This window comes from Pseudomonas sp. AC242 (assembly GCF_979258655.1).
This window is the reverse complement of the sequence record NZ_OZ409873.1, coordinates 3523300-3537744: the sequence shown is the minus strand read 5'-3', so window position 1 is coordinate 3537744 and position 14445 is coordinate 3523300. Positions and strand designations below refer to the sequence as shown.

Annotated in this window: 14 protein-coding genes and 2 pseudogenes; 7 read left to right on the top strand and 9 right to left on the bottom strand. The window is 58.4% G+C overall.

Annotated features, from left to right (window positions below; all coding sequences use genetic code 11):
- Positions 1–97: 97 nt before the first annotated feature.
- On the bottom strand, positions 98–1150 hold the full coding sequence (locus ACZZ0A_RS15830) for an ornithine cyclodeaminase (protein WP_463543439.1): 1053 nt from the start codon (positions 1148–1150) through the stop codon (positions 98–100).
- Between the two features lie 50 nt (positions 1151–1200).
- Entirely contained in the window at positions 1201–2235 is a 1035-nt protein-coding gene (locus ACZZ0A_RS15825; protein WP_414915712.1) for a histone deacetylase family protein, read from the bottom strand.
- A gap of 119 nt (positions 2236–2354) precedes the next feature.
- Between ACZZ0A_RS15825 and ACZZ0A_RS15820 the strand changes: the two genes are divergently transcribed.
- The 5 genes and pseudogenes from ACZZ0A_RS15820 to ACZZ0A_RS15800 all read left to right on the top strand — a co-directional run bounded on the left by ACZZ0A_RS15820 (position 2355) and on the right by ACZZ0A_RS15800 (position 6515).
- Positions 2355–2855 (top strand): Lrp/AsnC family transcriptional regulator, encoded by a 501-nt coding sequence (locus ACZZ0A_RS15820; RefSeq protein ID WP_007915532.1) that lies wholly within the window; start codon positions 2355–2357, stop codon positions 2853–2855.
- A 216-nt stretch (positions 2856–3071) separates the two neighbouring features.
- Positions 3072–4346, top strand: a pseudogene (locus ACZZ0A_RS15815) (methyl-accepting chemotaxis protein); the annotation flags it as partial.
- Positions 4332–5204, top strand: a complete 873-nt coding sequence (locus tag ACZZ0A_RS15810; protein WP_409212663.1) for a methyl-accepting chemotaxis protein — start codon at positions 4332–4334, stop codon at positions 5202–5204. The pseudogene ACZZ0A_RS15815 and the gene ACZZ0A_RS15810, both read left to right, overlap by 15 nt.
- A 144-nt stretch (positions 5205–5348) precedes the next feature.
- Positions 5349–6128 (top strand): S6 modification regulatory phosphodiesterase RimA, encoded by a 780-nt coding sequence (gene rimA, locus ACZZ0A_RS15805; RefSeq protein WP_007915534.1) that lies wholly within the window; start codon positions 5349–5351, stop codon positions 6126–6128.
- A gap of 174 nt (positions 6129–6302) precedes the next feature.
- The gene (locus ACZZ0A_RS15800; RefSeq protein ID WP_007915535.1) at positions 6303–6515 is read left to right on the top strand and encodes a hypothetical protein; all 213 of its coding nucleotides are present in this window, start codon (positions 6303–6305) and stop codon (positions 6513–6515) included.
- Between the two features lie 3 nt (positions 6516–6518).
- Here the strand turns inward: ACZZ0A_RS15800 and ACZZ0A_RS15795 are convergent, their stop codons facing one another.
- The 7 genes from ACZZ0A_RS15795 to ACZZ0A_RS15765 all read right to left on the bottom strand — a co-directional run bounded on the left by ACZZ0A_RS15795 (position 6519) and on the right by ACZZ0A_RS15765 (position 13158).
- On the bottom strand, positions 6519–7310 hold the full coding sequence (locus tag ACZZ0A_RS15795) for a transporter substrate-binding domain-containing protein (protein WP_463543438.1): 792 nt from the start codon (positions 7308–7310) through the stop codon (positions 6519–6521).
- Positions 7311–7369: 59 nt separating this feature from the next.
- Positions 7370–8239: a copper homeostasis membrane protein CopD gene (gene copD, locus ACZZ0A_RS15790; RefSeq protein ID WP_463543437.1), complete on the bottom strand. Its 870-nt coding sequence runs from the start codon at positions 8237–8239 to the stop codon at positions 7370–7372.
- Positions 8240–8242: 3 nt separating this feature from the next.
- The gene (gene copC / locus ACZZ0A_RS15785) at positions 8243–8617 is read right to left on the bottom strand and encodes a copper homeostasis periplasmic binding protein CopC (protein ID WP_007915538.1); all 375 of its coding nucleotides are present in this window, start codon (positions 8615–8617) and stop codon (positions 8243–8245) included.
- 31 nt (positions 8618–8648) lie between these two features.
- Positions 8649–9518 carry a copper resistance protein B gene (locus tag ACZZ0A_RS15780; RefSeq protein ID WP_463543436.1) on the bottom strand — a complete coding sequence of 290 codons (870 nt, stop codon included), beginning with the start codon at positions 9516–9518 and terminating at the stop codon, positions 8649–8651.
- A gap of 11 nt (positions 9519–9529) precedes the next feature.
- Positions 9530–11227 carry a copper resistance system multicopper oxidase gene (locus ACZZ0A_RS15775; protein ID WP_463543435.1) on the bottom strand — a complete coding sequence of 566 codons (1698 nt, stop codon included), beginning with the start codon at positions 11225–11227 and terminating at the stop codon, positions 9530–9532.
- A 53-nt stretch (positions 11228–11280) separates the two neighbouring features.
- Positions 11281–12552: a hypothetical protein gene (locus ACZZ0A_RS15770; protein ID WP_463543434.1), complete on the bottom strand. Its 1272-nt coding sequence runs from the start codon at positions 12550–12552 to the stop codon at positions 11281–11283.
- Positions 12553–12687: 135 nt separating this feature from the next.
- Positions 12688–13158, bottom strand: coding sequence for a hypothetical protein (locus ACZZ0A_RS15765; protein ID WP_095114243.1), 471 nt, complete (start codon positions 13156–13158; stop codon positions 12688–12690).
- Between the two features lie 165 nt (positions 13159–13323).
- Between ACZZ0A_RS15765 and ACZZ0A_RS15760 the strand changes: the two genes are divergently transcribed.
- Positions 13324–13989 (top strand): ribonuclease T2, encoded by a 666-nt coding sequence (locus ACZZ0A_RS15760; protein WP_099756750.1) that lies wholly within the window; start codon positions 13324–13326, stop codon positions 13987–13989.
- A 157-nt stretch (positions 13990–14146) separates the two neighbouring features.
- Positions 14147–14443, top strand: a pseudogene (locus tag ACZZ0A_RS15755) (PAAR domain-containing protein); the annotation flags it as partial.
- Between the last annotated feature and the right edge of the window lie 2 nt (positions 14444–14445).

The following is a 14445-nucleotide window of genomic DNA, read 5'->3' as shown; positions in this document are numbered from 1 at the left end:
GTTTTGGCAGAAAGTAGGTGTCGAGCGTTCTTGTTAGAGGTGCAGCGGCTAATCACAAGGTGAATCGCCCCTGTCGCTTGGGGGCGGTCATGACCGATCAACTGACGGTGCGCAGACGCGAGGCTTTGGCCGGTTGCGGATCCAGCAGTTGGAAGAGGTTTTTGATGTTGGCTGGTGTCGGCACCAAGTGGATGCGCTGGCCGATTTGCTGTGCCTGAGCCAGGTCGTTGAGGTAGCGCAGTGAGGAAAAGTCTTCCAGGGCAAAACCCACCGAATCGAACACCGTCACCTGCGCATCGTTTTCGCGTCCGGTGACTTCGCCCAGCACAATGCGGAAAAACTCGATCACCGGGGAATTGCCTTCCAGTTGCTGAATGTCGCCTTCAATGCGCGTTTGCGGTTCGAATTCGACGATGACCCGGGCGTTGCGCAGGATGTCGGCGTGCAGTTCGGTTTTACCCGGGCAGTCACCGCCGACCGCGTTGATGTGCATGCCGGGCTCGATCATTTCGGGGGTCAGAATGGTTGCGTAGGCTTTGTCGGCGGTGACCGTGGTGACGATGTCCGCACCCTTGACCGCGTCCTTCACCGAGCTGGCCAGAATCACGTCGATGTTCGGGAACGCCGCGAGGTTGTGCTTCAACTTGAGTGAAGCGTCGCGATCGATATCGAAGATGCGGATTTCGTTGATGCCCAACATTTCGTGAAAGGCCAGCGCCTGAAATTCACTTTGCGCACCGTTGCCGATCAGAGCCATCGAGGTCGCACCCGGACGAGCCAGCGATTTCGCCACCAGCGCCGAGGTTGCGGCCGTGCGTACGGCGGTGGTCAAGGTCAGTTCGCTGAGCAGGGTCGGATAGCCACTCTGCACATCCGCCAGCAGACCAAAGGCCATGACCGTCAGCAAATTCTGCTGGCCGTTGTTCGGGTGGCCATTCACGTATTTGAACGAGTACTGCTGGCCGTCGTCGGTCGGCATCAACTCGATCACGCCGTCTGCCGAGTGATTGGCCGTGCGCGGCGATTTATCAAACTGCGCCCAGCGTGCGTAGTCCGCTTCGATGTAGCCGGCCATTTCGCGAATGGCGCGGCGGATACCGACTTGGGTGAACAGGCGTGCAGCATCATCGACATCTATAAAAAGCGTCATGGTCTTGTTCTCCGATCCAGACATTGAAAGGCTGTAGAGCGCGGGATGGCTCAGCTGCGTTGGCTCTCGAAACCGTGCAGCACGTTGACGGCATTGATGCCGATTTCATCGACCATGTAGCCGCCCTCCATGACGAACAGGGTCGGGCAGCCGACGCTGGCGATCAGTTCACCGATGCCAATGAAGTCCTCGCTTTCCAGCAGGAAGTGGCTGATGGGGTCGTCCTTGAACGTGTCGACACCGAGGGAAATCACCAGCACTTCAGGCGCGAACTGCTGGAGTTTTTTGCAGGCGTGGAGCAGGGCGTTGCGGTAGCTCTCCCAGGTGGTGTTTTTCGGCAGGGGATAGTTGAGGTTGTAACCCTCGCCGACACCCGCGCCGACTTCGTGGCTGTAGCCCGAGAAGTACGGATAGGACACCGCCGGTTCGCCGTGCAACGAGACGAACATGACGTCGCTGCGCTGGTAAAAAATGTTCTGCGTGCCGTTGCCGTGATGGAAGTCGACGTCGAGCACCGCGACACGTTTGGCGCCCCGGGTGATGGCTTGTTGTGCGGCAATGGCGGCGTTGTTGAGGTAGCAATAACCGCCCATGTATTCGCGCGCGGCGTGATGGCCGGGCGGGCGGCACAGGGCGAAGGCACTGTCGTGGCCTTCATCGATCAGGGCCAGTCCGGTGAGGGCGATATCGGCGCTGGTTTTCACCGCTTGCCAGGTTGTCGCGGTGATCGGCGAACCGGCGTCCATCGCATAAAAGCCGAGCTTGCCGTCGATGAACGTCGGCACCTCTTCGCCGGCCAGATCGCGCACCGGCCAGACCAGTGGCAAGGCGTCGTGAGTGCGACCGGTTGCGCACCATTCGCTCCAGGCAGTTTCGAGAAAACTGACGTAGCGCTCGCTGTGTGCGTTGACGTAGCACGAGCGATCAAATGCGCGCGGTTCGACGATCTGCCCGAGGCCGACCTGTTTTACGCGGTTGTGCACGGTGTCGGCCCGACTCGGTTGTTCGAACGACGGCTTGAGCACGCCGTCTTTCAATTCGGTGCCGTGGTGCAAACGGTGGGAATCACTGAAAACTGTAAACATTCTGCGCATCCGTTATTGTTAGCCAGTGCAAATATTCTGTTCCGGCTGGGCTGCGCTTTCTTTGCTTTGTGTTCGTGGTTTGGTGGATTAATCGGGCGTTTTTACTCAGGAATGGCGTCATGCAGAAAAAAATATCCAAACGCATCAGCCTCGACGAGACCGACTTGGCGATTCTTGAGTTGTTGCAGGAAGACGCCAGTATTTCCAATGCTGAACTCAGTGAGCGGCTGTCGTTGAGCCTTACGCCGTGCTGGCGGCGGCGCAAGCGCATGGAGGAGGCGGGAGTCATCAAGGGCTATCAGGCCAATCTGGATCGGCGAATGCTCGGGCTGGATATCATGGCGTTTGTGCACATTCGTTTTTCCACCCACGCCGACCACGCGCCGGACGCTTTCGAGGCGGTGATTGCGCAATTACCGCAGGTGGTGGCCTGCCACAAGATCACGGGCGATGCCGATTATGTGTTGCAGGTGTTGGCGGAGGATCTTGATCACTACAGCGACTTTATCGAGCAGGTGCTCAGGCGTCAGGTGGGGATTGCGTCGATCCAGTCCAGCTTGGCGTTGCGTGAGGTCAAGTCCGGTAGCCGTATTGCTATTCCCAAGCCGGGAAAGGACTGAGTCGGCAGGCATTTAAATCAGCCTTTTCAGCTGCGTTTTACGCCGATAGCGATGTGCCACAAATCGTGATGGCAATGCGTCATCACGCTGCGCAAAAAGTTCAACGATTGTACAAAAATATAAAGTTGTACAAGTTTTCGCAAAATTACTAGCATCCCTCCAGACACCTTTGCTGAAACGATAAATCCAGCGTGCAGACGCCCTGTCTGCGACGTGATGGTTTTGTCTGCCGATGCTCGCGTCGGGTTTCTTTTCGACGCTTCAACCGCATCCGCATTTTGCATTCCCGGGACAGCTGGAGCGTCCCGTATTACGCCTTGGATGACGAACCCCGAATGTCTGGACGGTGACTGTGGTCACCGGAGATCAATTTTTTGTGCCTGGCGTTTCGCGTCAGGGCGTTTGAGGCTGAATATGGCAGTTGCATCGAATTTCCTCGGTGATATCAAAGTTTCCCGCAAGCTGGGCACCGGCTTTGGCATTCTTTTGCTGGCTGTTTTGGCGGTGGCCTTCATTGGCTATAACAGCAACAGCGTGCTGGTTGATCGCTTGAGTACGACGCGTCTGATCGGCACGTTGAATGACGCGACGCAAGATATGCGGCTGTCCGAGAAACAGTACGAAGCCGCCGCTGACGCAGCGTTCGCCGATTCCTATAACGCTCAGTTGAATGTCTTGCAGGGGCTTGTCAGCAAGGCCCTGGAAACGTTGACCCGCGCTGAAAACCAGCAAGCCTTGAAGGCCTTGCAAAGCACGATTGTCGCCTACGACCAGAAGGTCAAACGGCTGATCGCTGCCGATAAGTCGACCACCGATGCTCTGAAACCGCTGACTGCACTGTCGGACAAGTACGCGCAAACTTTTGCCGGCATGCTTGAGGCCACCACGACGAGTGCGCTGGCGTCTGCCGATGGCGAACGCATTCGGGATCTGCGCACGGTGGCCGACTTGCGCAATGGCATGACCACGTTTCGCCTGATGTTGCGTCGTTACATTGCGGTGCCCAACGACGCGAACAAAAACCTGCTGATGGAAACCATCGATACCTTTTTGAGTGATATCACCAAGGCGCGTAGCAACTTGCCGGCGACCCTGTCGAGCCAACTGGAAGAAGCGCACGCCGGGATGCGTCGTTATCGCGAAGTGTTGGTGGAAGTGGCCGGGCTGTTTGAGCAGAAGCAGAACATGCGCGAGCAGGTCGACCAGGAAAGCAAGGCGATGGACAAGATCATGAATGGCCTGATGGACACCCAGCAGCGCCTGGCGCGTGAAGATCAGCACTCAGCCTTTATTCAGATCGCCGTGTTGACCGTGTTGGCGCTGGTGATCGGGCTGATTGCTTCGGTGGTCATCTCGCGCCAGATCACTGCGCCGCTGGCGCTGACGGTTGAACTGGCTCGACGGATCGCCAAGGGCGACCTGACGGTACAGGCCAAATCAAACCGCAAAGACGAGTTGGGCGATCTGCAAAATGCAATGCAGGACATGGCGCAGAACCTGAACACGCTGGTGCAAGGTATCGGCAATGGCGTCACGCAGATTTCCACTTCTGCGGAAAAACTCTCGGCCATGAGCGAGCAGACCAGCGCGGGCGTGCGTCAGCAAAAAAGCGAAGTGGATCAAGTCGCCACGGCGATGCACGAAATGGCTTCGACGGTGCAGGAAGTTGCGCGTAACACGACCGATGCGTCCGCCGCCGCGACCTTGGCCGATCAACAGGCGCGCCACGGCAGTACGGTGGTGAAGCAGGCGACTTTGCAGATCAGTGAACTCGCTGCGGCCATTGAAGCGTTGGGCGGCGCGATGAACGTGCTTTCCCAGGACAGTGAGCAGATCGGCAAAGTGATCGATGTCATCAAAGCCGTCGCCGAGCAGACCAATTTGCTCGCATTGAACGCCGCTATCGAAGCCGCGCGAGCGGGAGAGCAGGGGCGTGGGTTCGCCGTGGTCGCAGACGAAGTGCGCTCGCTGGCGCAGCGCACGCAGGACTCGACCAAGGAAATCGAAGCGCTGATCATCACCCTGCAACAAGGCGCGCAAGCGGCCTCGACACTGATGGCCTCCAGCCGCGAGCGCACCCTCGATACGGTGGTGTTGGCGCAGAAGGCCGAGCTGGCCATTACCGAGATCAATCAGTCCATCGGTACGATCCAGGAGATGAGCCTGCAGATCTCGGCCGCTGCCGAGCAGCAAAGTGCCGTGGCCGACGAAATCAATCGCAGCATCGTCAGCGTACGGGATGTGGCTGACCAGTCGGCTGTTGCCAGTGAAGAGAGTGCGGCTGCGACGGTTGAGTTGGCGTCACTGGGGCAGGACTTGCAGCGAATGACTGCGCATTTCCGCACTTGATTTTTGGAACGATGAACCTGCGGCGATTTCGAATATTCAAGCGTCGCAGGGCTACCGATGGGGCGTGGTGAGCAGGTGACTCGGTTCAACAGCAGTTTTTTACCTATAGCCAAGCAAGGTTATAACCCGATATCAGGGGGTGTCATGACCGACTTTCCAGAATCATTCGCGTCTCGCGGAGGCTGCCAGGGCTGTCAGGACAAAGGCGTGCCGGACATGGATTTCGCCTTCGCTTTTCAGCCCATTGTGGATGTGCGTGATCAAACGATTTTTGCCCATGAGGCCTTGGTTCGCGGCGTGAAGGGTGAGGGCGCCTTGTCAGTTCTGGAGCAGGTGGACGATCAAAACCGTTATCGATTTGATCAACTGTGTCGAGTGCGGGCGATTTCCACGGCGGCTGAGTTAGGGATGACGCAGTACTTGTCGATCAACTTTTTGCCGAATGCCGTTTACCGCCCGCAAATGTGCATTCGCAGCACGCTGGAATCGGCGCGTGCTCACGGCTTCCCACTGGAGCGCCTGATCTTCGAGGCGGTGGAGGGCGAGCACGTTGAAAGCAATAAGCACTTGATGAATATCTTGCGTGAGTATCGTGAGTTTGGGTTCAAGACGGCGATCGACGACTTTGGCGCAGGCTATTCCGGCCTTAACTTGTTGGCGGATTTTCAGCCGGATTTGATCAAGCTGGATATGGCCCTGATCCGCGATATTCACCGTGACCGGGTTCGCCAGACCATCGTGCGTAATGTGGTGAACATGTGCAGAGAGTTGGACGTGGAGGTGATCGCCGAGGGCATAGAAGTTGCCGATGAAAGAGATTTTCTCGCCGATTGCGGCATTTACCTGATGCAGGGGTACTGGTTCGCCAGGCCTGCCTTCAAATCATTGGCGCAGATCCCGACGAGTGCGTGGCTGAAGCGATGATCGCTTTCAGCTCGTGCTGATCCGCTCGATAACCTGGCTCAGCGCCGGACGTTTGTTGAGCCTTTGGCGTTGGTAATCCCCTGTCGATGAGCAAAGTTTCATCTTGCCGGGTTCGGCGCAGGCCTAGGATGTTGGCACAAGATCGTCGCTTTTCATCCCGAGGGGAATCGTGCCATGCGCCTTAATGTCGTCAAAGTGCTGTTGATTACTGCAGCGGTATCGGTGTTGAGTGCCTGTTCGGGCGCGGGTGGCCTGACCACCACCAGTTGTTTCTCCAGCGACTGTCAGTCGCCGGAGGGGCGTAATGCCAATACGTTGAAGTTTGGCGGCAACAGTATTGGCAGCAGTCTCAATCAGTACAGCTCCGGCATGTTGCATGACGATTAAGGATTACTGCGCGGCAGGTACGGCAATCCACTCGCTAAGGGTGTGCTGATACTTGCCGGTGACTTTGCTCAAGTGCAGCCACTGATCGACATACAGTTTCCAGCTGATGTCATCGCGCGGCAGCAGATAAGCCTTCTCGCCATATTGCATGTACTGATGCGGATTCACCGCGCACAAGCCCGGTTTGAGTTTCTGCTGATACAGCGCTTCCGAGGCGTCGGTGATCATCACGTCGGCCTTGTTGTCGAGCAGTTGCTGGAAGATCGTCACGTTGTCGTGCAGGGCCAGTTGCGCTTTGGGCAGGAAGGCGTGGACGAAGGCCTCATTGGTGCCGCCGGCGGGTTCGACCAGACGCACAGCGGGCTGGTTGATCTGTTCGACGGTCTGGTACTTGCTGACATCGGCGCAACGCACCAGCGGGATCTTGCCGTCGGTGTCGAGGGTATTGCTGAAGTAGGCTTTTTTCTGCCGTTCGAGTGTCACAGAGATGCCGCCCATGGCGATGTCGCACTTGCCGGCCTGCATGTCCGGCATCAGGGTTTTCCAGGTGGTTTGCACCCATTGCACTTTGACCCCGAGGCTGTCGGCCAGCGAACGGGCCATGGCGATGTCGATGCCTTCGAAATCGCCGTCGGGGCGTTTGAAGGTGTAGGGCTTGTAGTCGCCGGTGGTGCACACGCGCAACTGGCCCTGTTGCTGAATGCTGTCGAGGTGCGAAAGGGTTTGCTCGGCATGGGCGCCGGCGGCCAGGGTCAGCAGGCCGCAGAGGATCATCGTGCTTTTTAGTGTTGTCATTGCGATCGGGGCTTCTGATAAGGACGGTGGCCCAGTGTAGTGAAAGGCTTTCCCGGGTGTCATCCTGCTTCCGGGCTTAACGTGCCGAGCCACGCCACCAGTGCCACGATCAACAATGCGATTGCCAGTTCAACTACCACGCTGCGCCTTAGCGCATTGGCCGCGATGGCATGCTGCCCATCGCGCAACGATTGTTGCAGTGACGGGCCAAGATGAAAGCGATTCAGCGCCGCCAACACCAGCATCCCGGCAAACAGCAGAACTTTGATCGCCAACAGCATCCCGTACGTGCCGAGCAACACGTCCTCCAGCTTCGGGCCGACGATAAACAGGTAATTCACCACGCCAGTGAGCGACAGCGTCAGCACGATCACCGCACCGATCCACTCAAAGCGCCGAACCGCAAACGCCAGCGAACGAATGCGAGCCTCATCGACCGGCCCCCGCGCCATCAACACCAGCGCCAGCATCGCACCCAGCCACGCGCCCGCCGCGAGCAGGTGCAGAATGTCGCTGAGAAAATGCCAGAACCGCAGTGCTCCGTCGTCCATCGCCCCGTGTCCGCTCCAGGCCAAAGAGGCGAGGGCGACGGCGCCGGCAATCGATGCGAGCCATAAACCCGGTCTGATCAACAGCACAATCAGGGCAATCATCCGCAGCGCCCACGCCAGCCCGACGTCGGTTTCCAGCAGCATCATTTGCAGATGCGGCCACAGCGCCGCGAGCGCCGTTTCGCCGCTCATGGCGCGGGTCATCAGCAACAGTCCCGCCATCGACAACAGCGCCCCGATCAACGCCATCCCGCGCAGCATCGGCCGCAACCGCAGCAGCGCATCAGTGCTGTACAGCGCAAACAATGCCAGCCCGAACACCAGCAGCAAATCCACATACAACGTAAACCGCAGGACGATGTTGATCAGCTCAGCCATCGCTTACTTCACTTTGAACGTGACGTTGCCGGTGATCGGGTGCGTGTCGGAAGACACCGCGCGCCATTGGACTTGGTAGGTGCCGGCGGGCAGCGGCGCGAGCGGGGTGATCAGCATGCTTTTCGGGTCGCTGCCGGCGCTGACTTTGGCTTTCATCGGCATCGGTGAGTGGGCCATGCCGGGCATCTCGGTCATGACCAGTTTGGCGCCGGAGAACTGAGTCAGCAGGTTCTCGGAAAAGTGCAGTTCGATCTTGCCGGGCGCGGCGCCGTCGGCACCTTCGGCGGGCGTCGACGACAGCAGTTTCGGGTGGGCTTGAGCGAGGCTGCTGAGGAGCAAGCCGCTGGCGAGTACAAGGGTGATTTTCAAGGTGCGCATGCAAGACCTCTGGGTTGTTTTCTATTGGAATTCAGAACCACATCCGCACGCCAAGCACGAGCCGCGCTTCGCTGCGATCCTCGCCTTCTTCGCGTGCGTAATCGGCGCTGTTGCCGTAGGTGCGGTTCCACGTCACGCCGATGTAAGGCGCAAATTCGCGGCGGATTTCATAGCGCAAACGCAGGCCGACTTCGCTGTTGGATAGCCCTGAACCGATGCCACGTTGCGCATCGTTTTTGCCGTAGATATTGAGTTCAGCGGTGGGCTGCAGGATCAGGCGATTGGTCAGCAGGATGTCGTAGTCACCCTCGAACCGTAGCGCGCTCTGGCCGCCTTCGCCGATGAACGCAGTGGCCTCGGCTTCGAAGTTGTATAGCGCCATGCCCTGCACACCGAACGCGGCCCAGGTCTGCGGCGCGCCGGGTTTGAAGTCCTGACGCACGCCGCTGACCACATCCCACCACGGCGAAATCGCATGGCCCCAGAGCGCCTGAATCTCGGCGTCTTCGGTCTTGCCGTTGCTGCGTTCACCTTCGGAGCGCAGCCATAGGCGATCGATGTCGCCGCCGATCCAGCCGGACAGATCCCAGGCCAACGCGCTGCCGTCATCGGCGTCCTGCCATTCGAGTTTGTCGGCGAGGAAGTACGTGTTGATCGCGCTGTCGTGGACTTGATGGCCGCCGGGGCTGGTGAACACGGCGGCGCGGTCGGCGTCGGTCAGTGGCGGGATCGGCGTGCGACTTTCGGTCGGGGCGGCGGGCTGCATCATGCCGTCGTCCATACTCTGCATCCCGGCATGATCCATGCCGGACATCTGGCTGTGGTCCATGCCCGGCATGTCGTTGGCGGCCATCGCCGAGCTGCCGATCAGCAATAAAGAAAACGCTGTGAATCGAGTCATCATCGGCCCCTTCATTCTTCTACCCGCACTTCGCGGAACATGCCCGTTTCCATGTGGTACAGCAGGTGGCAGTGATAGGCCCAGCGACCGAGTGCGTCGGCGGTCACGCGGTAGGAGCGGCGGGTGCCGGGTGGCATGTCGATGGTGTGTTTGCGCACTTGGAAGTCGCCGTTTTCGTCTTCCAGATCACTCCACATGCCATGCAGGTGAATCGGGTGGGTCATCATCGTGTCGTTGACCAGCACCAGACGGATGCGCTCACCGTACTTCAGCCGCAAGGGTTCGGCGTCGGAGAATTTGATGCCGTTGAACGACCAGGCGAATTTTTCCATATGGCCGGTCAGGTGCAACTCGACCGTGCGGCTTGGATCGCGGCCATCCGGGTCTGCGAAGGTGCTGCGCAGGTCGGCGTAGGTGAGCACGCGACGGCCGTTGTTGCGCAGGCCGAGGCCGGGGTCGTTGAGTTTCGGCGCGGTGGTCATGGCTTGCATGTCGACCAGCGGGTTGTCTGTTTCGCTGTCGGGATGGGATTGCATCGGACCCATCGCCGAGTGATCCATGGCGCTCATGTCCATCGAGCCGTGATCCATGCCACCCATACCCATGTCGTCCATGCTCACCAGCGGGCGCGGATCCAGAACTGGTACGGGCGCGGATAGCCCGGCGCGAGTGGCGAGGGTGCCACGGGCAAAACCGGTTCGGTCCATGGCCTGAGCAAACAGGGTGTACGCCTCGGCGTCCGGCTCAACGATGACGTCGTAAGTCTCGGCCACGGCGATGCGCAATTCATCGACGCTGACCGGTTTGACGTGCAGGCCGTCCGCCGCGACCACGGTCATTTTCAGCCCGGGAATACGTATGTCGAAGTAGGTCATCGCCGAACCGTTGATCAGGCGCAGGCGCAGTTTTTCGCCGGGGCGGAACAACCCGGTCCAGTTGTTATCCGGCGCGTGGCCATTCATCAGGAAGGTGTAGGTGGCGCCACTGACGTCGGCAATGTCAGTGGGGTTCATGTTCATCTGCGCCCACATCTTGCGATCGGTGACGGTGGCGGCCCAGCCTTTTTTGCTGACGTCATCGATGAAATCGCCGACGGTGCGTTTGTCGAAGTTGTAGTAGTCGGACTGTTTTTTCAGGGTCTTCATCAGGCTGGCCGGGTCTTCGTCGCTCCAGTCACTGAGCATCACCACAAACTCGCGGTCGTAGTGGAATGGCTCAGGGTCTTTGGCGTCGATCACCAGCGGGCCGTAGACGCCGGCCTGTTCCTGTAGCCCGGAATGACTGTGATACCAGTAGGTGCCGTTCTGCCGCACCTTGAATTGATAGACGTACACGCCACCCGGTTCGATGCCGTGAAAACTCAGGCCCGGTACGCCGTCCATGTTCGCCGGCAGCAGAATGCCGTGCCAGTGAATCGAGGTGCTGGCGCTGAGCCGGTTGCGCACCCGCAGCGTCACCGTGTCACCCTCGCGCCAACGCAGCAGGGGGCCGGGCAAGCTGCCGTTGATGGTCATCGCCGTGCGTGGGTTGCCGGTGAAGTTGACCGGGGTTTCGCCGATGAACAGCTCGAAGTCGCTGCCGCTCAGTTCATCCAATTGACCGGGCGCATTCAGCGCCCAGACCGGCGTGCGCCACAGGCCGAGGCCGCCGAGCAGGCTGCCGGCGGCGAGGCCTTTGACGAAGGTGCGTCGTGATGGGTTGGAAGGCATGCGCTGGAAATCCCCGTGTGACTCATGACGGGGAGGCTAACCAGCGCCGGCTTTCAGTTAGCTGAGTAGGGGATTACAGTTTTGACAGGTTCAGCCAATTGCTCAATGCGGCGTTGGAGTTGGAGGACCTGTGGCGATAGGTGAATCGGCTTGAGAATGGCTGAGCGCAAGTGATCCCAGCCAACGACGTGTTCAGCACGCTGCTGCCAGCTGAGTAGCGGCGCAAGCCCTGGACGCAACGGTTTCTGAGTGACCTTGCTGTTACGTGTGGCGATGCAAAAGTGTGTGTAGCGAGGCAATTCATACAGGTTCAAACGCTGCAGGTCTCTGCTGCACAACAGCAAGATGTCGCCAAAGGCAAACAATGGAAACGCCGTGACTTCGACCTTTTGTTTTTCATTGAGTCTGGTTTGCCAAAGGCTGTTATCCAGATCGTCCAGGCTGATGTTTTCGTCGAGTATGAAAAGCGCCGGCTGCTGACGAATCGCCAGGTTTCCAGCGGCAGCGTTGGTGATACTCGGCATTGCACCTGGCGATAAAAGAAGAAACCCGCTGAACAGAACCAGTGCTGTTGCGATTCCATAAGCGATACGCGCAAAGACGTGGCCTCTGCTGATATAAAAAATGAAAACGGGGAGGAGACTGAAAATGAGTGTGCCAAGGGAAAACAGCCCGACAACCACTACCGCCTTCGCGTTATCTTCGCCGACGTAGGTCTCGAGGATCAGCAATGCGGGGAGTGACGCACATAGAACGGCAAAGCCGATCATGCTACCGATCAAGAGTCGGAACCAGTTTTTCTTCCAGCCTCCCATTCGACGGGTGTGTTTGTTGAAAATCTTTCGAAAGCGTTTGAACAGGAAAAGTGCGAAGTAGGCCAGCAGGGTCAAGGAAAAAACAAACAGCATCGAACCTGCGGCGCTGAATGCGTTCGGGAAATTGAAAAGCAGAGAAATGAAGGTACCAAAGCCAAAACACATAGGAAGCAGCAAAAAGGCAGCGATCTGTTTGTGCCTTTTTGGCACTTTTTCGAACATCGAAACGGTGATTCCGTAGAACCATGCGCTGGCGGAGAGTACGCCAAGGTAGCCCACCATGATCAGCACGATCAGTAAAAGCCAGATAGCAAGGGCTGACTTGGCATCGCTGCCTGCCAGGAAAAGGTCAGTACGACCAATTGCCCGGGTGTAGACGTAAAGCCCAAGGATTGCCAACCCCGCGCCGAGAAAGCCCAGAGTGACGGTGATCTGGCTCCAGTAATCAAGAACACGTTTGAAGTTGCGCTTAAAAAACTGGGTGAACGTTGGTGCGGTCGAAGCATCCATGCGTAAAGGCTTTCCATCGATTTTGGTTTGTGGGTCCTGTAACGACAAACGGCCAGAATTCTTTAGGAAGTCTGGCCGTTGAAATGGCGGGCCCGTGTTGCTCCGGGCAGGAGCTCTTGTGGTGGCGTGGAGAATTTAAAGTCCCAATCCTTCCTGCACCGCCAGCAACAGATTGTTTTCGGTCAGCGCAATGGCATCCAGCTGCTGGCCTGTTTCAATCGACTGCATCCACCAATGGCTTTCACCGTGCTCATCCACGGTACGCAGCAGATAAGTGTCTGTGGCTGACGGGCTGATCTGCACCCGCCCGGCGCCATCCTCGGTAAACCGCGCAATGGGATCGAATGTCAGGCTTTGATGGTTGGCTTCGATCACCAGTTGGTCGATGGCGTAATCGTGGGATTCACCATCGGGTGACGTTTCGCAAACGTGGGTCGGATTGCGCCGAATCTTCAACCCGACCTCGGTGACCGGTTGCAGCCACGCCTCAATGCGGTGGTACAAGTCATACACCTGCGCCGGCCAGCAATCGATCTCCAGCGCGGCATCAGCATGAGTGTGCCGGGTTTGCTTGAGTTTGGCGGCGAGTTCGTCTGCTTTACTCATTTCGGATCCCTTGGTTTGATGTCTGCCTGTTAATCGTAGACCTTTCAACGGCGTACGACGTTGCCTTGCGTCATGCGCCTGCAACACAAGCGTGTCGAAATCAGCACTGGCCAAGTCTGGTCAGGATCGAAAACCACGGACGCAGGCGTCCCAAGGAGCGGGTAGATGAAAAAGCTGTTTACAATTTTGGCAGTGATTGCGCTGACGGCCGGTAGCATCGGGTTGAGTTCGGCGCGGCAATCGCAGTCGAGCAAGGCGCAGGCGGAATCGGTGGCTGGGGTGTTCGATTACTACCTGCTGGCGTTGTCCTGGTCGCCGACCTTTTGTCTGACCCACAAAGATGACTCGCAGTGCACGGGCAAGGGCTACGGCTTTGTGTTGCACGGCTTGTGGCCACAATACGCCAAGGGTGGCTGGCCGGAATCCTGCCCGCCGCTGACCACGCTGAACGCGGCGCAAACCAGCCAGGGCCTGACGCTGTTCCCGACCAAAAAACTGCTCGACCACGAATGGTCCAAACACGGCACCTGCAGCGGTCTCGGCGCGATGGGCTATCTGGATGAAGCGGACAAAGCCGTTGGCGCCGTTAAAATTCCGCAGGAACTGCAACCGTTCAGCTCCTCGTATTACTTCGAGGCGCAGGAAATCGCCGACCTGTTCCGCAAGGCCAACCCGGGCATTCCGGCCGATGGCATCGCCGTCATTTGCAGTGGCCCGGAGCTCTCGGAAGTGCGCGTCTGCATGGGCAAGGATCTGCAGTTCGGCGCGTGTGGCAAGGGTGTGAAAACCCAGTGCCGGGCGGGGGATATTCGGGTGCCGCCGTCGCGTTGAGACGAGCGGTTTCCACGTATAAAAAAGGCGCCCGATCGGGCGCCTTTTTTGGTCTGATGGTTTGAAGTACCCGACGAACTCCCGCATGCTTGCGCCCCCGAAAGGATGACCACGTTACATTGCAAGGAGCTGTTCATGAGCGGAAAACCCGCCGCCCGCGACGCTGGACAGCACCGGTGGTCACGGCAATGTCGTCATCGGCGGTTCAGGCACGGTGATCATCGGTGACACGGTGACAGTCGCGCCCTTCAGTGGCTTGTTGCCGATGCCGGTGCATTTCACTGACCGGTTGAAACTGGTCAATGACGTAACCGGTGAGCCGATGCCTGATCATCCTTACGTTATTCAGCGCGCTGACGGACGTCTGGAACATGGGGTGTCTGACGCGAACGGATTTACTCACCCAGTCAGCTCGCACCTGCCTGAAACCATCAAGTTGTTTTTGGAGGAGTGAGG